This is a genomic window from Gordonia amicalis NBRC 100051 = JCM 11271, from assembly GCF_000332995.1.
Classification (GTDB): Bacteria; Actinomycetota; Actinomycetes; order Mycobacteriales; family Mycobacteriaceae; genus Gordonia; species Gordonia amicalis.
Genome location: NZ_BANS01000014.1, coordinates 169,150 through 191,334, shown reverse-complemented (window position 1 = coordinate 191,334; position 22,185 = coordinate 169,150). Strand labels below are relative to the sequence as shown.

The 22,185-nt window shown below is 67.4% G+C and carries 20 protein-coding genes; 11 read left to right on the top strand and 9 right to left on the bottom strand.

Going from position 1 to position 22,185, the window contains the following annotated elements; genetic code table 11:
- Window positions 1-27: 27 nt before the first annotated feature.
- A complete protein-coding gene (locus GOAMI_RS07420) occupies window positions 28-867 on the bottom strand; it encodes a hypothetical protein (RefSeq protein WP_006435831.1) in 840 nt (279 codons plus the stop codon).
- Between the two features lie 10 nt (window positions 868-877).
- Window positions 878-1,876: a DNA adenine methylase gene (locus GOAMI_RS07415; RefSeq protein ID WP_006435830.1), complete on the bottom strand. Its 999-nt coding sequence runs from the start codon at window positions 1,874-1,876 to the stop codon at window positions 878-880.
- Window positions 1,877-2,070: 194 nt separating this feature from the next.
- Between GOAMI_RS07415 and GOAMI_RS07410 the strand changes: the two genes are divergently transcribed.
- Complete coding sequence (locus tag GOAMI_RS07410) at window positions 2,071-2,496, top strand: HIT family protein (RefSeq protein ID WP_006435829.1); 426 nt, start codon at window positions 2,071-2,073, stop codon at window positions 2,494-2,496.
- 122 nt (window positions 2,497-2,618) lie between these two features.
- Window positions 2,619-3,989 carry a wax ester/triacylglycerol synthase domain-containing protein gene (locus GOAMI_RS07405; protein WP_006435828.1) on the top strand — a complete coding sequence of 457 codons (1,371 nt, stop codon included), beginning with the start codon at window positions 2,619-2,621 and terminating at the stop codon, window positions 3,987-3,989.
- Between the two features lie 24 nt (window positions 3,990-4,013).
- Here GOAMI_RS07405 and GOAMI_RS07400 read toward each other — a convergent pair whose 3' ends face one another.
- A complete protein-coding gene (locus GOAMI_RS07400) occupies window positions 4,014-6,125 on the bottom strand; it encodes a RecQ family ATP-dependent DNA helicase (protein WP_006435827.1) in 2,112 nt (703 codons plus the stop codon).
- Between the two features lie 105 nt (window positions 6,126-6,230).
- Between GOAMI_RS07400 and GOAMI_RS07395 the strand changes: the two genes are divergently transcribed.
- The 4 genes from GOAMI_RS07395 to purD all read left to right on the top strand — a co-directional run bounded on the left by GOAMI_RS07395 (window position 6,231) and on the right by purD (window position 12,102).
- Window positions 6,231-7,484, top strand: coding sequence for a bifunctional glycosyltransferase family 2/GtrA family protein (locus tag GOAMI_RS07395; RefSeq protein WP_040004644.1), 1,254 nt, complete (start codon window positions 6,231-6,233; stop codon window positions 7,482-7,484).
- Window positions 7,481-9,445, top strand: coding sequence for an ArnT family glycosyltransferase (locus GOAMI_RS07390; protein ID WP_006435825.1), 1,965 nt, complete (start codon window positions 7,481-7,483; stop codon window positions 9,443-9,445). The genes GOAMI_RS07395 and GOAMI_RS07390 overlap by 4 nt, the downstream gene beginning before the upstream one ends.
- Before the next feature lie 137 nt (window positions 9,446-9,582).
- Window positions 9,583-10,782: a low temperature requirement protein A gene (locus GOAMI_RS07385; protein ID WP_006435824.1), complete on the top strand. Its 1,200-nt coding sequence runs from the start codon at window positions 9,583-9,585 to the stop codon at window positions 10,780-10,782.
- A 66-nt stretch (window positions 10,783-10,848) separates the two neighbouring features.
- A complete protein-coding gene (gene purD / locus GOAMI_RS07380; RefSeq protein ID WP_174324711.1) occupies window positions 10,849-12,102 on the top strand; it encodes a phosphoribosylamine--glycine ligase in 1,254 nt (417 codons plus the stop codon).
- A gap of 76 nt (window positions 12,103-12,178) precedes the next feature.
- On the opposite strand, the gene GOAMI_RS07375 is transcribed toward purD, so the two are convergent.
- From GOAMI_RS07375 to GOAMI_RS07360, 4 genes are all read right to left on the bottom strand, one after another.
- Window positions 12,179-13,126, bottom strand: coding sequence for an alpha/beta hydrolase (locus GOAMI_RS07375; protein ID WP_006435822.1), 948 nt, complete (start codon window positions 13,124-13,126; stop codon window positions 12,179-12,181).
- Between the two features lie 94 nt (window positions 13,127-13,220).
- A complete protein-coding gene (locus GOAMI_RS07370) occupies window positions 13,221-13,616 on the bottom strand; it encodes a DUF302 domain-containing protein (RefSeq protein WP_006435821.1) in 396 nt (131 codons plus the stop codon).
- 30 nt (window positions 13,617-13,646) lie between these two features.
- Window positions 13,647-13,916, bottom strand: a complete 270-nt coding sequence (locus GOAMI_RS07365) for a metal-sensitive transcriptional regulator (protein ID WP_006435820.1) — start codon at window positions 13,914-13,916, stop codon at window positions 13,647-13,649.
- A 68-nt stretch (window positions 13,917-13,984) separates the two neighbouring features.
- Window positions 13,985-14,743, bottom strand: a complete 759-nt coding sequence (locus GOAMI_RS07360) for a DUF6882 domain-containing protein (RefSeq protein WP_006435819.1) — start codon at window positions 14,741-14,743, stop codon at window positions 13,985-13,987.
- Between the two features lie 184 nt (window positions 14,744-14,927).
- Between GOAMI_RS07360 and GOAMI_RS07355 the strand changes: the two genes are divergently transcribed.
- The 3 genes from GOAMI_RS07355 to purB are packed head-to-tail and all read left to right on the top strand — an operon-like array spanning window position 14,928 to window position 17,446.
- Complete coding sequence (locus GOAMI_RS07355; protein ID WP_174324713.1) at window positions 14,928-15,521, top strand: TetR/AcrR family transcriptional regulator; 594 nt, start codon at window positions 14,928-14,930, stop codon at window positions 15,519-15,521.
- Window positions 15,522-15,562: 41 nt separating this feature from the next.
- Window positions 15,563-15,964, top strand: coding sequence for a hypothetical protein (locus GOAMI_RS07350; RefSeq protein ID WP_040004643.1), 402 nt, complete (start codon window positions 15,563-15,565; stop codon window positions 15,962-15,964).
- 54 nt (window positions 15,965-16,018) lie between these two features.
- The gene (purB, locus tag GOAMI_RS07345; RefSeq protein ID WP_006435816.1) at window positions 16,019-17,446 is read left to right on the top strand and encodes an adenylosuccinate lyase; all 1,428 of its coding nucleotides are present in this window, start codon (window positions 16,019-16,021) and stop codon (window positions 17,444-17,446) included.
- Window positions 17,447-17,476: 30 nt separating this feature from the next.
- Here the strand turns inward: purB and GOAMI_RS07340 are convergent, their stop codons facing one another.
- Both GOAMI_RS07340 and GOAMI_RS07335 read right to left on the bottom strand, forming a co-directional pair.
- Window positions 17,477-18,385 carry a hypothetical protein gene (locus GOAMI_RS07340; RefSeq protein ID WP_006435815.1) on the bottom strand — a complete coding sequence of 303 codons (909 nt, stop codon included), beginning with the start codon at window positions 18,383-18,385 and terminating at the stop codon, window positions 17,477-17,479.
- 331 nt (window positions 18,386-18,716) lie between these two features.
- On the bottom strand, window positions 18,717-18,995 hold the full coding sequence (locus GOAMI_RS07335; protein WP_006435814.1) for an Rdx family protein: 279 nt from the start codon (window positions 18,993-18,995) through the stop codon (window positions 18,717-18,719).
- Between the two features lie 61 nt (window positions 18,996-19,056).
- Between GOAMI_RS07335 and GOAMI_RS07330 the strand changes: the two genes are divergently transcribed.
- On the top strand, window positions 19,057-19,956 hold the full coding sequence (locus GOAMI_RS07330) for a phosphoribosylaminoimidazolesuccinocarboxamide synthase (RefSeq protein ID WP_006435813.1): 900 nt from the start codon (window positions 19,057-19,059) through the stop codon (window positions 19,954-19,956).
- Window positions 19,953-22,100, top strand: coding sequence for a S9 family peptidase (locus GOAMI_RS07325; protein ID WP_006435812.1), 2,148 nt, complete (start codon window positions 19,953-19,955; stop codon window positions 22,098-22,100). Before GOAMI_RS07330 ends, GOAMI_RS07325 begins: the two co-directional genes overlap by 4 nt.
- The last annotated feature ends 85 nt before the right edge of the window (window positions 22,101-22,185 follow it).

Below are 22,185 nucleotides of genomic sequence, written 5' to 3'. Positions count from 1 at the left end.
GAGCTTGCGGAGGGGCGTATCGAAGGGTCAGATGAGGCGCCGCAACCGGGCGAACTCGGCGACATCGGCGCGGAAGCGGTCGAGCGTGACGAGGGTGTACATGCCGTCGATCTGGCGGGTCGCCCACAGCTGATGGATGCGTCGGAGGTCGGACTGTCGTGACTTCCAGCCGATTCCGTCGATCACCGCGAGGACCAGCTGCGTCGGCAGGCGCACCTCGGCCATCTCCTCGATCTCGCGCACGGCGTCGGTGAGCTTCGATCCGGTGGAGTCGAAACCCTTTGCGGCCACGACGATGTCGGCAGAGTTCGGATCGCCGACGATCAGGTCGGCCGGTGCGGTGCGTCCGTTGCGTCCGGCGAACCGGGAGCGCGTCGTGTAATCCAGACCGAGGTCGCGGGCGATGTCCTCGATCTCGTCCTCGATCCGCCGGCCCGATGCCCCGGCGCGGGTCGCGGTCGCGCGGGTTCCCGCGCGGGCCACGAGGATGTCGGCGAAGGTGTAGGTGCGTTCCATCTGGGTCCGCAACATCCGCACCAGATCGAACTCCGCGTCGAGCCAGGTCACCAGTTCGACGGGCTGGGTGCGCGCCAGTCCGTGCCAGCCGCTGGTGTCGAAACGATCGCGCAGCGCATTCTTGAGCTTCTCCTGCGACAGCCCGACCGCCAGCCCGAGCACCGGGACGTCGTTGGGGTTGTCGCGCACCCAGGCGGCGAGTCCGGTGATGTCGGTGTCGAGGAGTCCGCCGAGGCGTCCGGTGGCCTCGACGATCCGCTCGGCCTCCGGCGTGGCGGCGGTGGGGTCGACGTGAGAGGTCAACCGGCCCAACGATTTCAGATAGTCGTCGAAGTCAACTGCAGTGCTCATGTGCTCGGCGTCAGTCCCGTCCGATGAACAGGAACTCGCTGACGTCTCGACGAGTCGCCGCGGCGTGCGTGCCGAAGCTGTACTTGTGATCGATCGCGATCACCTCGACCGACGGCTTGACCTTGCCCAGCAGATCGACGATCCGGTCCTTGCCCGGCAACGCATTCGACGAATAGGAGAGCACGATCGCGCCCGCGTCCTCGAAGTGTTCGAACGTGCGCAGCAGGGCATCCTCGATGGTTCGCTTGTAGGCGAACGGTGTGAAGCGCTTTGGCAGCTTCTTGGTCTTGGTGTTCTCCATGATGGTCATCCCGCGCCAGTACGCGGAGAGTCCTTCGAGGAAGTGATAACGCTTGATGTAGTCGTTGTCGTCGGCGGGCGGCGCATACGGAGGGTCGAGGTAGACGAGGTCCGGTGGCGCCGACCACGGCAGGTCGAGGTCGAAGATGTCGCCCTGGACACTTCGACTGCTGCAGCCGTTGCTGAACACGGTGGCGTTGTAGTCGGCGGAGGCACGTAGCCGGAAGTGGTCGCGCAGCGACATCGTGAGATCGCGGCGTCCGTCCGCGTACCGGGTGGAGTCGGTGAACGTGAAGACCCCGCGGGGTTGTTTGCGTGCGGCGGAGAGGACCAGCGCGGACACGGCGAGGTCGCGACGGTAGCCGCGCAGCGCGTCGATGTGCGACCACGCCGAGTCCAGGAACTCGCGGTCCTCGGCGGTGAAGTACAGACCGTCGAAGGTGCGGGAGATGTAGTCGCGGTCGTCGGCGGCCGTCCCGCAGATCTGCTCCACGAGTTCCGGTTCGAGGCGGACACTCGAGTTCGCCACCGAGGCACGCGTGATGATGTGCGGGAAATGCAGGAAATCGTTGCTGAGGACCTCGAAGCCCTGCGCCTTCAACAGGTAGGACACGACGCCCGAGCCGGAGAAGGCGTCGACGGCCGTCGACCCGCCGATCTCGGCGAAGGTGCGTTCTAGGTGGGGGAGCAGCCGGTACTTCGACCCCATGTACCGCAGCCGCGGGAACCGTTGTGCGCGGGCGAGGACGTCACTGGACCCGACTGCGCTGGATCGAACGCGGCGTCCCGGTCGGGAGGATTCTGGCCCACTCACACCGAAAAGAATGTCATGGACCCCCGACAGGCCCGTGGACAACACGGCTGCGCCCCGTCGCCGGACCCCACAACATCTAGACTCGGGCCATGGCATCGGTCTTCAGCATGATCATCAACGGCGACATCCCTGGTCGTTTCGTCTGGAAGGACGGCGAAGCCGTCGCATTCCTGACCATCGAACCCGTCACCCCCGGCCACGTCCTGGTGGTGCCCCGCAACGAGGTCGACCACTGGGAACAGATCGACGGCTCGCTGTTCGCCCATCTCAGCGGGGTCGCCCAGAAGGTCGGCCAGGCCGTCAAGAACGCCTTCGACGCGCCGCGAATCGGTCTGCTCATCGCCGGTCTCGAGGTGCCCCACGTGCACATCCACGTCTTCCAGGGACTGTCGCTGGAGACCTTCGACCTCGCCAACGCGAACAAGAACGCCAGCCCCGAGGACCTCGACGCCGCAGCCGAGAAGATCCGCGCGAGCCTGCGCTCGCTGGGCTACGGCGAGTACGTCGCCGACTGACCCTTCGATACGCCCCTCCGCACGCTCCGGGGCTACTCAGGGAGCAAGGCACAAAGTCCTCTGCTGCGCCGAAACGGTACGGAGGCGGCGGGGGCTGAGTACGGTCGTTGCCGGAGGCAGTCATGACCGAGTACATGCGCAACAGCGACGCTTTCACCTGGTCGATGGAGGCCGACCCGCGCCTGCGATCGACGGTGGTGACGGTCCTCCTGTTGGACCGCACGCCCGACTGGGAAGCGATGCGCAGTCGGTTCGAGACCATCACCGCCGACCTCCCGATGTTCCGGGAACGCGTCGTGTACTCGCCGCTGTCGGCGCCGCCCCGATGGGTCCCGTACGCCGATTTCGATCTCGACTTCCACACGCGCCGGGTCAGCGCGCCTGCACCGGGCACCTTTGACACCGTGCTGGAGATGGCGCGGATCGCGGCCATGGAGGACTTCGACCGTGCCCGCCCGTTGTGGAAGGCGACGCTGGTCGACGGGCTGGCCGACGGCGGCGCCGCGGTCGTCTGCAAGTTCCATCACGCTCTCACCGATGGTGTCGGTGCGATCGAGATCGCGCTGCGGCTGTTCGACCTGACCGAGGAACCGGAACAGCCGACTGCCGCACCCCACGCCCCGGCCTCGTCGTCGAACGAGGAAACGTGGTGGCGGGACTACGTGGATACCCTGCGATTCGACGCCGAACGCGCGTCGAACACCGTCACCGACCTGGTCAGATCCGCACCGTCGTTGGCCTACAACGCCATTCGCCATCCCGTCGCGACGGCCGGCGCGGCGGTCGAGACCGCTGCATCGGTGTACCGCACGGTTCGCCCGGTCAACGAGACGGGATCGCCGCTGATGACCGACCGGTCATTGGTCCGGCATCTCGCCGTCCACGAGGTTCCGCTGCGGCAACTACGCGACGCCGGGCATCGTGGCGGTGGTTCACTCAACGACGCGTTCGTCGCCGGCGTCCTCGGCGGGCTCCGTCTGTACCACGAGAAGCACGGCGCCGAGGTCGGCGACCTCCACCTGTGCATGCCGGTGAGTCTGCGGACCGAGGAGGACGCCCCCGGTGGCAACCGGATCACCTTGATGAGATTCGATGTGCCTGGCGCAGAAGTCGATCCGGCACGGCGGATCGCGCAGATCCACCGCCGGACCGCACGTGTCCGCAATGAGCGCTCGCTGCCGTACACCCAGCTCATCGCCGGTGCGATGAACCTGATGCCGCGCTGGTACATCGGGTCGGTCCTGCGTCACGTCGACTTTCTGTGCAGCGACGTTCCCGGTATCCCGGTGCCGGTCTACCTCGGTGGCGCTCGGCTGCGAGCTCAGTACGCGTTCGGCCCCACCATCGGGGCAGCGGTCAACGTCACCCTCCTCACCTACGTCGACACCTGCGAACTGGGCATCGACGTGGACACCGGTGCAATCGAGGACGTCGACATCTTCCACGCATGCCTCGCGGACGGATTCGACGAGGTGCTCGCGTTGGGCCGGTAACCAGGGGAGCGTCGGACCCGCGACTCACACCGTCCGGTGGATCAGCAACGGCAGCACCGCGTTTGCGCCGGCCTCGCGGAGCGCTGCGGCGGCCAGGGTGATCGGCCAACCGGAGCTGTTGGCATCCACGACGAGCATCACGTTCTGGCCGGCGACCTCGGGCGGATCACCGAGGTGATCGCGCCAATACGCGGCTTCGACCGCGCCGGTCGCATCGGCCGGCGGATCGCCCAGACGGACGGGGAAGGTCCCGCCGCCGCGTTTCCCGACCGCGCGCAGGTGTTCGGCCAGCGTCTCGGCCAGGTTCGTGCCGGTCAGGCGCAGTGACACGATGACATCGGCGCGGACCCCCGTCTCGCGCACCCACGCCGACAGCGTCGCGACCGCTGCGTCGCCGAGTTCGCCGAGTGCGCGTTCGTCGCCGCTGCGGGCGGCGGCCAGCACCTCCACCCACTCGGGCGCATCGGCGTGGGCCAGGACGCGGCCTGGCTGGGCGAGGAGGTCGGCGGGAATCCTTCCGCGACGGCCGAATTCGCCTCCCGGCCACATCTTCCTCGGGTCGAGGGTCGAGGCCTTGCGGCGCAGCGTCGACGTGACGGTGCGGACGACCTCGGTGTCCACGGTGTCGGGTAGTCCCTCACTCAGCGCGCCTCGGCACACCGAACAGCGGCCGCAGTCGGCGGCCTGCGGGTCGTCGAGCGATTCGGTCAGCAGGCGCATCAGGCATGTGCGCCCCGCGATGTAGTCGCGCATGATGTCGGCCTCGCGGCGGCGGACGGCGAGCACGCCGTCGTAGTGGGCGGCGTCGTAGGTCCAGGGTTTGCCGGTGGCGACCCAACCGTCGGGGGTGCGGTCGGTGACGCCGTCGACCGCGAGTTGCTTGAGCATCAACTCGATTCGCGTGCGGCGGAAGCGTGTGGCCGCCTCGAGTTGGATGACCGACTGCGGCTCGTCGGCGGCCTCCAGTGCGGCCAGGAGGTCACGCATCTTGTCGGGATCGGGGATCGTGGCGGTGGCGAAGTGTTCCCAGATCCGGTCGTCGGTCTGCGACGCCAGGAGCATCACCACGGCATCGTCGAGGGCGCGCCCGGCGCGGCCGACCTGCTGGTAGTACGAGACCGGCGACGGCGGTGAACCGACGTGCACGACGAAGCCGAGGTCGGGTTTGTCGTAGCCCATCCCCAGGGCAGAGGTCGCCACCAGTGCCTTGACCTTGTTGTGCAGCAATGCATCTTCGAGTTCGTGCCGGCGGTCGGCGTCGAGCTGACCGGTGTACGCGGCGACTTCGACGGAGTTGCCGTGCACCGCACGGATGGCCTCGACGAGCCGGTCGGCATCGGCGACGGTGAGGACGTAGACGATGCCCGAACCCGGGAGATGGGGGAGGGCCTGCGCCACCCAGCCGTACCGCTGCACGGGCGAGAGCCCGTCGAGAACGTTGAGGTGCAACGACTTACGGGCCAGCGGTCCGCGGAGGACGAGCGTCGGCGCGTCGGAACCGGAGTCGAGCTGCGCGGCGACGTCCTCGGTGACGCGGGCGTTGGCGGTGGCGGTGGTCGCCAGGACCGGCGTCGTCGGGTTGACCGAGCGCAGCACGTCGGCGACGCGGCGGTAGTCCGGCCGGAAGTCGTGACCCCAGTCCGAGACCGCGTGCGCCTCGTCGATCACCAACAGACCGAGGTTGCCGGCCAGGGCGTCGAGCACACGACGTCCGAAGCCGGGATTCGCGAGGCGTTCCGGGGAGACGAGCAGGACGTCGAGCTCGCCCGCCCGCAGCTGTGCCTCGATCGCCGACCACTCGTCGACATTCGACGAGTTCAGCGTCGCCGCGGACAGACCGCCGCGAGCCGCCGCGGTCACCTGGTCGCGCATGAGCGACAGCAGCGGGGAGACGATGAGCGTCGGTCCGCCGCCGCCGGCACGGATGATCGCGGTGGCCGACCAGTAGACGGCCGATTTGCCCCACCCGGTCGCCTGGACCACCAGGACCCGCGCGCCGTGAGTGCCGGGCTCACCGCCGGCCAGCGCGGACACCGCTCGCAGCTGGTCCTCGCGCAGCCGGGCGCCCTCACCGGCCAGGCTGGTGATCACGCGGTTGGCGGCGGTCAGCTGGTCCGGGGAGAGGGTGGCAACCATGACCCCAATGTAGTGGCGACACCCGACAGCAGGGATCGTCGGTTCACAGCAACCTGCCAGCCGGGTTCCAGACTGGTTCGAGGGTGGGGGCAGATCGTTGTCCCCATGATTTCGCAAGCACCGCCGGGCGCAACGGCGCCGGTGTACACCCTCGCCGACAGTTCGGTGTCGACCCCGGTCCTCGACATCGTCGTCCCCGTCTACAACGAACAGACCGACCTCGCGTCGTCGGTGCGCCGGCTCGCCGACCATCTGCGTCGGCACGTGCCGTATCCGGCCCGCATCGCCGTCGCCGACAACGCCAGCACCGACGACACCCTCGCGATCGCCGTCGGTCTCGTCGACGAACTCGACGGCGTCCGCGTCGTCCACCTCGACGAGAAGGGCCGTGGCCGTGCGCTGAACGCGGTGTGGCAGCGCAGCGACGCCGAGATCGTCGCCTACTGCGATGTCGACCTCTCCACCGACCTCAACGCGCTGATGCCGCTCATCGCGCCGCTGGTGTCGAAGCACTCCGACATCGCGATCGGCACCCGGCTCAGCCGGTCGTCGCGTGTCGTCCGCGGACCCAAGCGGGAGTTCATCTCCCGGTCGTACAACCTCATCCTCCGGACGGCGATGGGCGCCCGGTTCTCCGACGCGCAGTGCGGGTTCAAGGCCATGCGCGCCGACATCGCCCGCGAGTTGCTGCCATTCGTCGCCGACACCGGTTGGTTCTTCGACACCGAGCTGCTCGTGCTCGCCGAACAGATCGGGCTGCGGATCGCGGAGATCCCGGTCGACTGGATCGACGACCCGGGCAGCACCGTCGACATCATGCCCACCGCACTCGCCGACCTGAAGGGCTGTGCGCGAGTCGGTCTCGCGCTGGCGATGGGTCGGTTGCCGATCGCCCAGCTCCGCGCCTCCATCGGTCGCGACCGTGCGGCCGGACCCCAGATCGACGGCGTGCCCAAGGGGTTGGTCGGCCAGCTCGCGCGGTTCTGCGTGGTGGGCGTGGCGTCGACCGTCGCCTTCGCGGTGCTGTTCCTGGCGCTGCATTCCTTCCTGGGTGCACAGGTGTCGAACCTGGTCGCCCTGGCGATCACCGCCGTTCTCAACACCGCCGCCAACCGCAGGTTCAGCTTCGGGGTGCGCGGCCGTGACAATGCCCTGCGACACCAGCTCTTCGGGCTCGGGGTGTTCGTGTTCGGCTGGCTGGTCACCGCAGGCTCGTTGTTGTTGCTGCACACCGTCGCGCCGGACGCGACCAAACACATCGAACTGATCATCCTGGTGATCGCGAACCTGGTGGCCACGCTCACCCGGTTCGTCGGTCTCCGCTGGGTGTTCCGCAAGACATCGGAGGCTGCAGCATGACGACATCGACCATCGACGCACGTGTGACGTCCCCTGCGCCCGAACCGGCGTCGCCCCCGGCGAGGACCGTTCTGCGGGAACGCCTCTCGCTGGCCGCACTGCTGATCGGAACCGGGGTCCTCTACCTCTGGAATCTCTCGATCAACGGTTGGGCGAACTCCTTCTACTCGGCGGCCATCCAGGCCGGGTCGGAGTCGTGGAAGGCGTGGTTCTTCGGGTCGTCGGACATGGCGAACTCGATCACCGTCGACAAACCTCCTGCCTCGCTGTGGATTCCGGGTCTGAGTGCGCGTCTCTTCGGCGTCAACTCATGGTCAATCCTGGTGCCCGAGGCCCTGATGGGCGTGGCATCGGTCGCCCTGTTGTACCTGATCACACGGAAGTACTTCGGTCACCGGGCCGGAATCCTTGCGGGCGGGGTACTGGCGACGACACCCGTCGCGGCGCTGATGTTCCGCTTCGACAATCCCGAGGCGCTGCTCATCCTGCTGATGATCGCGGCCGTCTGGTCGCTGATGAAGGCGGTCGACGACGGTCGTTGGCGGTGGCTGATCCTCACGGGCGTGTTGGTCGGATTCGGATTCCTCACCAAGCAGTTGCAGGTGACCCTCATCGTGCCCGCGCTGTCGGTCACCTATCTCGCCTTCGGTCCCGGTGGCTGGCCCCGTCGCCTGGGTCAGTTGTTCGCCGCCCTCGGTGCGATGATCGTCAGTGCCGGCTGGTGGATTCTCGCCGTCGAGCTCTGGCCCGCGTCGTCGCGGCCGTACATCGGTGGGTCACAGAACAACTCGATCCTCGAACTGACACTGGGTTACAACGGTCTCGGCAGGCTCAACGGTGACGAGACCGGGGCCGTGGTTCCCGGTCGTGGTCACGGCATGGGTGCACTGGAGGGCATGGGCGGGCCCGGTGGGGGCCGCGGCGGCGCATGGGGTGAGACCGGCTGGCTGCGGATGTTCGAACCCGCGCAGGGCGGTCAGATCGCGTGGCTGATCCCGGCCGGTCTCGTGCTCGCGATCGTGGCCCTCGTGCTCATCGGCAAGGCCCGACGCACCGATCCGCGCCGCGCGTATCTGTCGGTCTGGGGTCTGTGGCTGCTGGTCACGATGGGTGTCTTCAGTTTCATGGCCGGCATCTTCCACCAGTACTACACGGCGGCTCTGGCGCCGGCGGTGGCCGCGGTCGTCGCGGCAGGCGGTGCCGTCTGCTGGTCGCATCGGGACCGCCTGTGGGTGCGCCTCGCACTGGGTGCCTCGGTGGCGATCACCGCGATCTGGGGCTTCGTACTGCTCGACCGGACGCCCGACTTCGTTCCGTGGCTGCGCTACGCGGTCCTCATCGTCGGCCTCCTGGCCGCGGTGGCCATGGTGTTCGCCCGGATACGGGTTGTCGCCGCGGCAGCGTTGAGCGGCGCGGTCATCGCGGGCCTGGCCGGGCCGGTCGCATACACCGTCGACACGGTCACGGCCGAGAAGAGCGGGTCGATCATCACCGCCGGTCCGGCGGTCGCGGGCGGGTTCGGTCCGGGTGGTCGCGGTGGCCCGGGCATGCCCGGCGGTCGCGGCGGCGACGGGCCGGGTGGGCTCCTGCGCGGTTCCACACCGACGCAGGCCGTCGTCGACAAGCTCATCGCCGACGCCGACGACTACACGTGGGTCGCCGCCGCGGTCGGCTCGCAGTCCGCCTCGGGCTACCAGCTCGAGACCGGCCACTCGGTGATGCCGATCGGCGGGTTCAACGGCAGCGATCCGTCGCCGACTCTCGCCGAGTTCCAGAAGCTGGTCGCCGCCAGGGAGATCCACTACTTCATCGGTGGCGGTGGGCCGGGCGCCGGCGCTCCCGGGATGGCCGGCGGCTCATCACAGCCGTCGTCGCAGATCAGCACGTGGGTTCAGGACAACTTCACTCCCGTCACCGTCGACGGCACCACGATGTACGACCTGACCCAGCCGACGAGCTGAGCATCGCCCACGAGGGGAACGCTGACGGTGTTCCCCTCGTGCGGCGACGTGGGGCGCCTAGAGTCTCCGGTGTGACAACGGGGGATACGACGGCGCCGACGGGCGCGCACACTCGCTCACGATCTCGACTGACTCGGATGACCGGTCGCGACCCGCACCAGGACGGGCGGGTCGCGACCGGCCTCGAGTTGTTCTACGACCTGGTCTTCGTGGTCGGCTTCTCCGTCGCGACGACCCTCGCGGGACACCAGTTCGCCGAGGCGCACTATGCCGCGGCGTTCATCGGCTTCTTTCTCTGCACGTTCTCGGCGATCTGGGCCTGGATCAACTTCGCGTGGTTCGCCTCGGCCTTCGACACCGACGACTGGGTGTTCCGGCTCGTGACCCTCATCCAGATGGTGGGGGTCGCGATCATCGCGGTGGGTATGCCGGCCGTGTTCGATTCCGTCGCGCACGGCGGGGACATCGACAACCGGGTGCTGGTCCTCGGCTATATCGTCATGCGCGTCGGCATGGTCATCCAGTGGCTACGTGCGGCCGCACAGAGCGAACGGCATCGTCGGGCGTGTCTCATCTATGCGGCCGCCACGGTGATCGCGCAGCTCTGGTGGGTACTCGTCCTCCTCTCCGAGCTGTCGCTGCCGTGGACGGTCGCCGGCATGCTCATCGGTGTCCTGATCGAGATGACCGGGCCGGTGATCGCCGAGAACCGCACCGACGGAACGCCGTGGCATGCTCATCACATCGCCGAGCGGTACATGCTGTTGACGATCGTCACCCTCGGCGAGGGCGTGGTCGGAGTGGTCACGCTGCTGGGCGCGCAGGTGGCGCAGTTCGGCTGGACGCTGGACACAGCGGTTCTCGGTTTCACGACGATGACCGCCACCTTCGCGATGTGGTGGATCTACAGCGCGGTGCCGAGCGGCACCGTGTTGCACATCCGGCGCGACAAGGCTTTTCCCTGGGGATACGGACACATCGTCCTGCTCATGTCGGCCGTCGGGGTGGGCGTGGGTCTCCACCTGTCCGCGCTGTATCTCAAACATCACGCGGTGGTCGGCGACGAGGTGGTCGTCGCCGCGGTCGTCGCGCCCCTGGCGGTCTACTGTCTGGGCGTCGTCGTGCTGGCCGCTCACCTGCTGGGAGCCAACGCGGCCACGATGATTCAATCGGTTGCGGTCGTCGGAGTCCTGGCGGCGGCGATGATCCTGTGCGCGGCGGGGATGTCGGTGATCATCGCGATCGCGGTCGCCACGCTCGCGCCGGTGGCCATGGTCGTCGTCGACGAGACGATCGGTGCCGACAGACGCGCCCGGGCTCTGTCGACGCTGCGCTGATATCCCACTGCCGGCCCGCTCGCCCGTTTTCGCGGCGGCATACGCCGACGGTTTAGAGTCATGGTCGTGCGAGTACTCGTGATCGGCTCGGGCGGCCGCGAACATGCCCTTCTCATCGGCCTCAAGAACGATCCGTCGGTCACCGACCTGCATGTCGCTCCCGGCAATGCCGGCACCTCGGCGATCGCCACCAACCACGCCGTCGACGTGGTCTCGGGTGAAGCGGTCGTGGCCCTGGCGCAGAAGCTGGACGCCGACCTCGTGGTCATCGGACCGGAGGTGCCACTCGTCCTCGGCGTCGCCGACGCGCTGCGCGAGGCCGGCATCGCGACCTTCGGTCCGAGCGCCCGGGCCGCGCAGATCGAGGGTTCCAAGGCCTTCGCCAAGGACGTGATGGCTGCCGCCGGCGTCAAGACCGCGCATGCGGAGATCGTCGACAACCCGGCCCATCTCGACGCCGCGCTCGACCGCTTCGGGCCCACCTGGGTCGTCAAGGACGACGGTCTGGCCGCCGGCAAGGGTGTCGTCGTCACGCCCGACCGGGACGTCGCCCGCGACCACGCCGCCGAATGCCTGGAGAGCGGACACCCCGTTCTGCTGGAGAGCTTCCTCGACGGACCCGAGGTCTCGCTGTTCTGCCTCGTCGACGGTGAGACCGTGGTCCCGCTGCTGCCCGCGCAGGACCACAAGCGTGTCGGCGACAACGACGCCGGACCCAACACCGGCGGCATGGGCGCCTACACTCCGCTGCCGTGGCTGCCCGCCGAGATGACCGAGCGCATCGTCGACGAGGTCGTCAAACCCGTTGCGGCCGAGATGGTCAAGCGCGGTATCCCGTTCTCGGGCCTCCTGTACGCCGGTCTCGCGATCGGGAAGGACGGTCCCGCGGTCGTCGAATTCAACTGTCGCTTCGGTGATCCCGAGACCCAGGCGGTCCTCGCACTGCTGAAGTCGCCGCTCGGTGCGGCACTCAACGCGACCGCCACCGGGACGCTCGCCGACCTCCCGCCGCTGGAATGGCGCGACGGCGCCGCGGTCACGGTGGTCGTCGCCGCCGAGAACTACCCCGGCAAGCCGCGTACCGGTGACATCATCACCGGCGCCGACGCCGAGGGTGTGCTGCACGCGGGCACCGCTCGCAACGCCGACGGCGCGATCGTCTCCGCCGGTGGCCGCGTGCTCGCGGTCGTCGGTACCGGTGCCGACCTCGCCGAGGCCCGCGCCCAGGCCTACGCCCGCATCGAGAAGATCAAGCTGCCGGGCTCGCACTTCCGCACCGACATCGGGCGCAACGCTCTCGAAGGTCGCATCAGCATCTAGACACTGGTCCGCTCACGTTCTCCGTTCCCGCTCACCCGATTTGCGTGAGCGGGAACGGAACGAGTGAGCGAAACGCTCACACCGCGAGATTGCGGCCCAGGAACTCGATCTGCTCGGGCAGCACGCTGCGCCAGTACCGGTTGGTGTGACCGCCGGCAGCGGTGCCGAAGGCGGCCGGCGGGTGCAGACCCGCGGCCCACTGGCGGGTGTAGGTGTAGAACTGATCGCTCGAACCGATGTTGATCAGCAGCGGGATCTTCGCAAAGCTCGCTTGTGCACCGAACAGCGAGTTGGCCTGGTAATCGGCGAGGCTGTCGAAGGCGCGCGGCGGGAAGTTGCGCGGGTCGGCCCACATCGCGGGCGAGCTGACGGCCACGGCCGCGACGCGCGGGGCGCCGACCATCGACGCCAGACGCAGCGCGCCGTAGCCGCCCATGGACCAGCCGAAGAGTCCGATGCGGTCGGTGGACAGGTTGAGCTTCGGGTCGTTCGCGAGCATCGGCAGGAACTCGTCGAGGATCATCGCCCCACCATCGGTGCCGTCGGTCCGGCGATGGTAGTAGTTGCGACCCACGTCGGCGGCGGCCAGCGCGAACGGGGTGTTGCCGTTGTCCACGTACTGCTGCATGACGGTCTGCATCTCGAGCTTCGGCCCGAAGATGGACTTCTCGTTGGTGTTCAACGCGTGCAGCACCACGACGACCGGGAGCTTGCCGGTCACCCCATTGGGCCGCGCGACCGCCCAACGGGTGTCCCGACCGCCCATGCGGACGGATCTGAAGCTACCGGTGATCAGTGGGGGACCGCTCGTGACCGGCGGCGGCGACGTCTCGACGGGGAGTTCGTCGTCGGCGGCCCGGCCTTCGAGGTTGCGCGGCTGCACCGACGTCGAGGGCGCCTTGCCCGAGCAGGCGGCGATCCCGATGGCGGTCGCCCCGACACCTGCGGCGAGTACGGCTCGACGGCCCACACGCGGCAGGTCGCGGTCGGCAGCATCGGAGAAACGGGATCGCACGCTGGTCATCGAATCAACAGGGTAATCGTGGACCCCGGGCACGATGCAACGTCGAGTCGGCCGACTCGCCGACGCTGTGAGATATCTGTCCCTGACTTGACGTTCAGTCGAGTGAGGCGATGGCCTTCTGTAACAGTTCGGCGGCTCCGGCGGCCACGTCGGGCAGGCCGGGGGCGTCGGTCACCGCGACCATGATGTCGGGATTCATCGCCTCGACGATGACCGTCCCGTCGTGGTCGGTGTCGTCGCGCACCACGACGTTGCAGGGCAGCAGCAGGCCGATCTGACGCTCGACGCCGAGCGCCCGATGGGCGAACTGTGGATTGCAGGCTCCGAGGATGAGGTAGTTCTCCATGTCCTCGTCGAGCTTCTTCTTGAGGGTCGCCTTCACGTCGATCTCGGTGAGCACGCCGAAACCCACATCGCTCAGCGCTTCTCTGGTGCGGGCGACGGCGTCGTCGAAGCTGGTCTGCAGGGTTGTCCGGTATCCGAGTTTCATGATCGCTCCTCTCGTACTCCTCGCGCCCGATCAGGCGAGCGCCAGGAACAGCTTTTCCAGTTGGTCGATGGTCATCGGTTCCGAGTCCTGCGATTGTTCGCCGGTCATGCATTCCCGAAGGCCCGTCGCGACGATCTTGAAACCGGCCCGATCGAGCGCACTCGACACCGCGGCGAGCTGGGTCACGACATCCTTGCATTCGCGTCCCTGTTCGATCATCGAGATCACGCCGGCAAGCTGGCCGTGAGCCCGCCGCAACCGGTTGAGCACGACGCCGATCGATTCTTCGTCGCCGACCATTGCGACCTCCTACTGTTCTTGCACGTGTGCAACTGCTATGACAAGAGGCAAGTATACCCCTTGGGGTATCAGTTCCGGTCTGCCAGTTCGCAGCGGTAGTCGATCGGCCGGCCGCGCCGGTCGAAGTTCACCCGGGCCACGGAACGACCGTCGGTCACATCGCAGATCGGTGAGCGTCCGCCGTCTGTCCCGGTGCGCCAGCTGATGTGCCAGCCGCGCCGTGCGGCCATGCCGTGGATGGCGACCCGATGATCGTTCACCGCAAGGGAACCCATGATCCTCGGCAGTCCGGTGGCGAAGTCGGCGAAGGTCGGCTCGGGAAGGGTGAGGTCGTCGAGAAGAAATACGCCGCGATCGTCGCCGTCGAGACGAACCGTGCAATACGGACTCATTCCCGTGCTGCCGACGGCCGCCGCCGCGATGACGTCGATTACCCGGTCGGCCGGATCGTCGGCTAGGTCGCGAGACGGACCGGGTGGCAGCGTCACTCGCGGGGAGGTGAAATCGTCGATGCCCAGTCGCGCACCGGCCTCGCGCAGTCTCGACGCGAGCCCGGTCTCGTCGCCGAGCGGGTGGGCCCAGCCCCAGACGATCGCCGACGGTTCGACCACGGCGACCAGCGACGCCCGGCACCGGACGACCGTCACCTCGCCGTCCGATCCGGAACCGGCGTCGTCGGAGGCGAACACGACGACCCGGTTGTCCTCGTCGCACCGTACGTCGAAGGCGCCCAGCCTCTCACGGAGGAGGTCGACGAACGCGGCCTGTCTCAGCGAGGTGTAGAGCGCCGCGTAATCGGCGACAGCGTGGAGGCCGTCGAACTGCATGGCATCACGGTAGACGCGGTCGGGCGCGGACCGATCCGTTCGTCCGACGACCGACTGACGTGGACCGTGAACGACGCATTCAGCACGGGCATCGTCGTCTTATACGGGAATTCGCCTGTGGTCGTGCCGCTTTGGTCAAAAGCAATACGGCGGTACGGACGCCTTTGGCAGCATGAACCACATGATGACGTCGGCAGCGACACCGAAGGGTGCGCGACGGCGGTCCCGTTTGATCGAGGCCGCCGGTGAGCTGCTGCTCGAAGGCGGCTTCGACGCCGTACGTCATCGTGCGGTGGCCGAGCGCGCCCAGTTGCCGCTGGCGTCGACGACGTACTACTTCGCCTCGCTCGACGACCTGATGGCCGAGGCCGCGGCCAGTCTCTGCAGTCACGATGCGTCCGCAGTCTCCGAGCGCTGCAACGCACTTCCGCGCCGACGCCGCGGGAGGACCGCGACCGCGACCGCGCTCGCCGAGGTCATCGTCAGCGTGGACACGACGATCCAGCAGCTGTCGGCCCGCTACGAGATGATCGCGCTGTCGGCGCGCTACCCGATGTTGCGTGAGGTGGTGAGCGACCGGTGGCGGACGTTGTCGCTGTGCCACCTCGACGTGCTCGCCAAATCCGGCCGGGTCGCCGATCCAGCCCACATAGCCCAGCTGATCGGGATCGAGGACGGTGCCATCGTGGGGGCACTCGGGCGCAACGGTGTCCGGCCCATCGACGCGGTGCGCGACGTCCTGCTCGAGGTGATCGACGTCCTCGCGCCGCGGGCGTGACGGCATGCCGAAGGAAACGGATCGGATGTTCGGGGGAGCCGATGAGTAGACACAGCGCTCGCGCAGGTCTTGTCGCCGCGCTCATGTCCCTGGTCGCCGGGGTGGCGATGCTCGTCGCCCCCGGCGCACACGCCGCGCCCGCCGGTCGCGTCGACGCGGGTGTCCCGCTGTCGTCCGCGGTGTACGGCACCGGATGCACCTATCCGGTGACGATTCCCGTGAACTCGTCGGGCTGGGTGTCGTTCTGGGAGGTCAAACCCGGTCTGCCGGCACGTTTCATCGGCCGCGATCTCCCGTCGGGTGCCCTCGCCTCGGTCACCTGGGTTCCCCGTCGTATCGGTGACAAGTACCTCTATGCCGTACAGAACGGCAAGGCCTCGCCGCCCACGCTGGTGAAAGTGCGTCAGGGCTACGGGTCCAACGGAACGTGTTTCGCGTTCTGAGCGCCGGGGACGGCGGAATTCGGGATCTGTCCGCGACCGACCTACACTGATCGGGTGTCGAAGCCTGCCATCGCCAACGTCCTGGCCAGCCGCTATGCCTCCACCGACCTCGCCGAGCTGTGGTCGGCCACCACCAAGATCGCACTCGAACGGCGCCTGTGGATCGCGGTACTGAAGGCACAGCGCGACCTCGGGATCGACGTCCCGGCCGACGCCATCGCCGACTACGAACGCGTCGTCGACCAGGTGGATCTCGCCTCGATCGCCGATCGTGAGCGCGTCACGCGCCACGACGTGAAGGCTCGCATCGAGGAGTTCAACGCCCTCGCGGGTCACGAGCAGATCCACAAGGGCATGACCAGCCGCGACCTCACCGAGAACGTCGAGCAGCTGCAGATCCTGCGTTCTCTCGAACACGTGCACTCCCACGGTGTCGCGGTCCTGGCCCGCATCGTCGAACGTGCCGCTCAGTATTCGTCGGTCGTCATGGCCGGCCGCAGCCACAACGTCGCCGCTCAGGCGACGACCCTCGGCAAGCGGTTCGCCTCGGCCGCAGACGAACTGATGATCGCCCTCACCCGCCTGCGTGAGCTGATCGATCGATACCCGTTGCGCGGCATCAAGGGCCCGATGGGCACCTCGCAGGACATGCTCGACCTGCTCGGCGGTGACGCCACCAAACTCGCCGATCTCGAGTCCCGGGTCGCCGATCACCTCGGTTTCGCCCGGTCCTTCACCTCGGTCGGCCAGATCTACCCGCGGTCGCTCGACCACGATGTCGTGTCGGCGCTGGTGCAGATCGCTGCCGCGCCGTCGTCGCTGGCGCACACCATCCGGCTCATGGCCGGCCACGAGCTGGTGACCGAGGGCTTCCAACCCGGTCAGGTCGGCAGCTCGGCGATGCCGCACAAGATGAACACCCGTAGCTGCGAGCGCGTCAACGGCCTCGCGGTGGTCCTGCGCGGCTATGGCTCGATGGCCGCCGAACTCGCCGGCGCCCAGTGGAACGAGGGTGACGTGTTCTGCTCGGTCGTCCGCCGCGTCGCGCTGCCGGATGCCTTCTTCGCCATCGACGGCCTGATGGAGACCTTCCTGACCGTCCTCGCCGAGTTCGGCGCGTACCCCGCGGTCATCGCCAACGAGCTCGACCGTTACCTGCCGTTCCTCGCGACGACCAAGGTGCTGATGGCCGCGGTGCGCGCGGGCGTCGGTCGCGAGACCGCCCACGAGGCGATCAAGGAGAACGCCGTCGCGGTGGCCCTGGCGATGCGCGAGGAGGGGCGTGAGCCCGATCTGCTCGACCGCCTCGCCGCCGATGACCGCATCCCGCTCGACCGGGCTCAGCTCGACGAGCTGCTCGCCGACAAGTCGGTGTTCGTCGGTGCTGCCGAACAGCAGGTCGCCGACGTCATCGCGGCCGCGGAGAAGATCATCGGCCAGTACCCGGAGGCCGCGGCATACGCGCCTGCGCCGATCCTGTAGCGCGCATCGGCCTCCGGGTGACGCCGCTGACTACGCGGGCTGGTTCTTCCGCTTGGAGATGTCGACGCGGAACTCGTCCTCGCCCTCCGGCGGGACGTAGTCGAGGTCGAACGGGTCGCGGTTGAGGATCACCCGCATGATCAGGTAGATGTGCGCGAACCCGAGGGCGATCGAGGCGAAGCCGAGGAGCTGGGTGGGCAGCCACGGGTAGTCGCTGTTGACGGCGATCCAGCCGGGCAGGGCCGCGAAACCGTAGGCGGCGGCCATGGTGATCGGCATGATCGGCAGCAGCAGTAGTGCGCGCACTCCCTTGAAGTACGACCGGAGCCGGTAACTCAGGGCGACTGCGAGGGTGACGCCGAGCGGGTTGCATGCCTGCCACCACCAGGGCAGCTCTCGGACCAGGACCAACGGATGATTGCCGTAGTAGTGGTAGAGCCCCATCGACAGGAGGATCTCCTCGAAGACGATCGCCGCGACGACGAGGCCGCCGAACGCGACCCAGATGTGCTTGGTCGCCGGTTTCTTGGCGAGCGTCGCGTACTCGAATGCGCCGAGGGCCGCGTAACCGAACCATGCCGCGACGATCCACCACGGCATCTGGCGACCCATCAGGCTGAAGGCGTGGCCGAGGAATTCGGAATCGCTCCATGGGAAATAGACCGCACCCATGATGTCCAGGAACACTTCGGTGAACACCACCAGCGGGGCGCTGAGCGCCAGCATGAGGGGCACGATGTCGCGGGTCCGGCGGTAGAAGGCGACGCCCATCGCGACGCCGCTCAGTCCGAGGAGTGTCATCACGATCGTCGCGATGACGTTGTTGCCGACGAGATAGGGCTCGAAGACGGGTTTCATCGGGAGGTTGAAGTGGTCGTCCATGCTCGTCTCGGACAACCGGTTGTTGTCGATCTTCGTGATGATGAGGGACACCACCACGAAGAGGCTCCCACCGCCAAGGGCGATCCACCTGGCCGGCCAATGTTTCTTCCCCTGGATCCCCTCGGCGGGATCCGTCGTCAACGCAGACCCCGGCGTCACTCCTTCAGGTTCATCTCTCCCGGAACTTCTCACGTGCCGCGCACGTCAGTGGCGGCATGGAAGCCGGCACGTAGGGGACAGGGGTGACCCTTACGTGCCGGAGTGGTCCGCGTCGACGAAGCGCCACAGCCCCGGACGTGTGATCCATGCCACGGTTCAAAGTATTTGTTGCCTAGACTATTTGTCAATCAATAGTTGATAGACGTAATTCAGAAATCGAGGCGGAGTGTCAGGACGGGTCGCCGTGTCCGAGTCGCCAGTCCGGGAGTGCGACGTCGCGTACCCGTCGCTTGAGTTCGGGTGCGTCGGGGAAACCGCCGTCGCGCTTGCGCTCCCAGATCTGCTGCCCGTCGACGTCGATGTGGAACACGCCCCCGGTTTCCGGGATCAGGGTCACCGAGCCGAGTTCGGTGCCGAAGGTGTTCAGCAACTCCGAGGCCATCCACGACGCCCGCAGCAGCCAGTTGCACTGGGTGCAGTAGGTGATGGTGATGTGCGGTGCGCTCATCGGTCAAGAATGTCAGAGGCTGCCGCCCCCGACCGACCGGTGACCCTCTAGGGTCGAGTCCATGCGTCCTGAACTGCAGTCCTACCGGCATCTGGCGTCGGGGAAGGTCCGGGAGATCTACGAGATCGACGACGACACCCTGCTGTTGGTGGCCTCCGACCGGATCTCGGCCTACGACCACATCCTGAGCCCCGCGATTCCCGACAAGGGGCGGATCCTGACCGCGATGAGCTTCTTCTGGTTCGACGAACTCGGCGTCCCCAATCATCTCGCCGGTGGTCCCACCGACGAGCGCATCCCGGGCGAGGTCGTCGGCCGCTCGATGGTGGTGCGTCGGCTCCCGATGGTCCAGGTCGAGTGCGTCGCGCGTGGCTACCTGACCGGGTCGGGACTGCTCGACTACCAGGCGACCGGCGCGGTGTGCGGCGTCGAGCTGCCCGCGGGCTTGACCGAGGCCAGCAAGCTTCCGGAGCCGATCTTCACCCCGGCCACCAAGGCCGAGCAGGGCGAGCACGACGAGAACATCAGCTTCGAACGGGTCGTCGAGCAGGAGGGTGCCGAGCTGGCCGAGGCACTGCGGTCGGCGACCCTCGACATCTACGGACGCGGCGCGGCGGTGGCCGCCGAACGCGGGATCATCCTCGCGGACACCAAGTTCGAGTTCGGCCGCGGCCCAGATGGCGAACTCGTACTCGCCGACGAGGTCCTGACGCCCGACTCGTCCCGGTACTGGGAGGCCGCGACCTACGAGGCGGGCAAGGTGCAGCCCAGTTTCGACAAGCAGATCGTTCGCAACTGGCTCACCAGTGCCGAATCCGGTTGGGACAAGGCATCCGACGAGGCGCCACCGGCCCTACCCGGAGATGTGGTCGAACGTACGCGGCAGCGGTACATCGAAGCCTACGAATGGATCGCGCAGAAGTCCTTCGCCGACTGGCCGACCGCGGAGGTGGTTTCGTGATCGACGAGCGCGAGACCGCGACACCGCCGGTCGCCAAGAAGGTCCCGGCGGAGCGCACCCATCACGGCGACACCATCGTCGACGACTACGAATGGTTGCGCGACAAGGACGATCCGGAGGTCACCGCCTACCTCGAGGCGCAGAACGCGTTCACCGAGGCGCACACCGGCCATCTGTCGGATCTGCGCAAGCAGATCTTCGACGAGATCAAGAGCCGCACCAAGGAAACCGACATGTCCGTGCCGGTCCGGCGCGGACGCTACTGGTATTTCGCCCGCACCCATGAGGGCAAGCAGTATTCGACGTCGTGCCGGTGCCCGATCGCCGCGGACGACGACTGGACCCCGCCGAAGGTCGACGACGGTGTGGAACTACCCGGTGAGGAGATCCTGCTCGACAGCAATGTCGAAGCCGAGGGGCACGACTTCTTCAGCCTGGGCGCACTGACCGTCAGCGACGACGGTAACTGGCTGGCCTACAGCACCGACGTCGTCGGTGACGAGCGATATACGCTGCGCATCAAGGATCTTCGCACCGGTGAGGTCCTCGACGACGTGGTCACCGACACGTCGGGCAGCGCGGTGTGGTCGGCCGACGCCCGCCACGTCTTCTACTCGACGGTCGACGCGGCGTGGCGTCCGGACACGGTGTGGCGCCACGACATCGGCGCCGGCACCGAGGACGTCAAGGTCTTCCACGAACCAGACGAGCGGTTCTGGGTCGGCATGGGCACCACCCGCAGCGACAAGTACCTCGTCATCGGGGTCGGCTCCAAGATCACCTCGGAGAGCTACGTTCTCTCCGCCGACGACCCCACCGGCGAATTCCGCAGTGTCGTCCCGCGCGTCGACGGCGTCGAGTACAGCGTCGAACATGCCGTCATCGACGGGGACGACTACTTCGTGATCGTGCACAACGAGGTCGTGGACGGTCAGAAGGCGGAGAACTTCGCCATCGACATCGCGCCGGTCGACAACCCGTCGGACCGGCGTCCGCTGATCGCACACGACCCGGCCCGCCGCGTCGAGGACCTCGACGCCTTCGCCGACTACCTGGTGCTGTCGTACCGGCGAGAGGCGTTGCCGCGCCTGGCCATCGCCGATCTTCGTCAGATCGACGGCATCCCCACCGAATCGGATTTCCACGAGGTCGAATTCGAGCAGGAGCTGAGTACTGCCGGACTCGGTGGAAACCCCGAGTGGTGGTCGCCGAAGCTGCGCATCGGCTACGGCAGTTTCATCGAACCCGCGGAGCTGTTCGAACTCGACGTCGCGACCGGTGAACGCACACTGCTCAAAAGGCAGCCGGTGCTCGGCGGATACGACCCGGCCGATTACGTTCAGTCCCGCGAGTGGGCGGTCGCCGACGACGGCACCCGGATTCCGCTGTCGGTGGTGCGCCGCAAGGAGACCGACGCCGCCAAACCCGCTCCGTTGCTGCTGTACGGGTACGGCTCCTACGAGGCGAGCATCGATCCGTACTTCTCGGTGGCCCGTCTGTCCATGCTCGATCGCGGCATGGTCTTCGTCCTCGCCCACATCCGCGGCGGCGGCGAGATGGGACGCTACTGGTACGAGAACGGCAAGGAACTCAGCAAGAAGAACACCTTCAACGATTTCGTCGCGGCGGGACGGCATCTCGTCGAAACGGGGTGGACGACGCCGCAGCAGATGGTCGCCGAGGGTGGTTCGGCCGGTGGTCTCCTGGTGGGCGCGGTCGCCAACCTCGCGCCGGAACTGTTCAACGGGATCCTGGCGTCGGTGCCGTTCGTCGACGCCCTGAACTCGATCCTCGACCCGTCGCTGCCGCTGACGGTCATCGAATGGGACGAGTGGGGCGACCCGTTGCACGACCCGAAGGTCTACGAATACATGAAGACCTACACGCCCTACGAGAACGTCGACGCGAAACCGTATCCACCGATCCTCGCGCTGACGTCGCTCAACGACACCCGGGTGCTCTACGTCGAGGCGGCGAAATGGGTTGCGCGACTCCAAGAGAATTCGACATCGGACAATCCGATCCTGCTGAAGACGGAGATGACGGCCGGTCACGGTGGCGTGAGCGGACGCTACAAGCAGTGGGAGGAAGTCGCCTTCGAGCTGGCGTGGATCCTGCAGCAGTCGGGCGCACTCGATCGCTGAGCGCCGTACCGCGCTGGTTGAGTATGTGACGAGCGTTAGCGAGGAGCCGTCCTCTGCTGGTTGAGTAGGTGACGAGCGTAGCGAG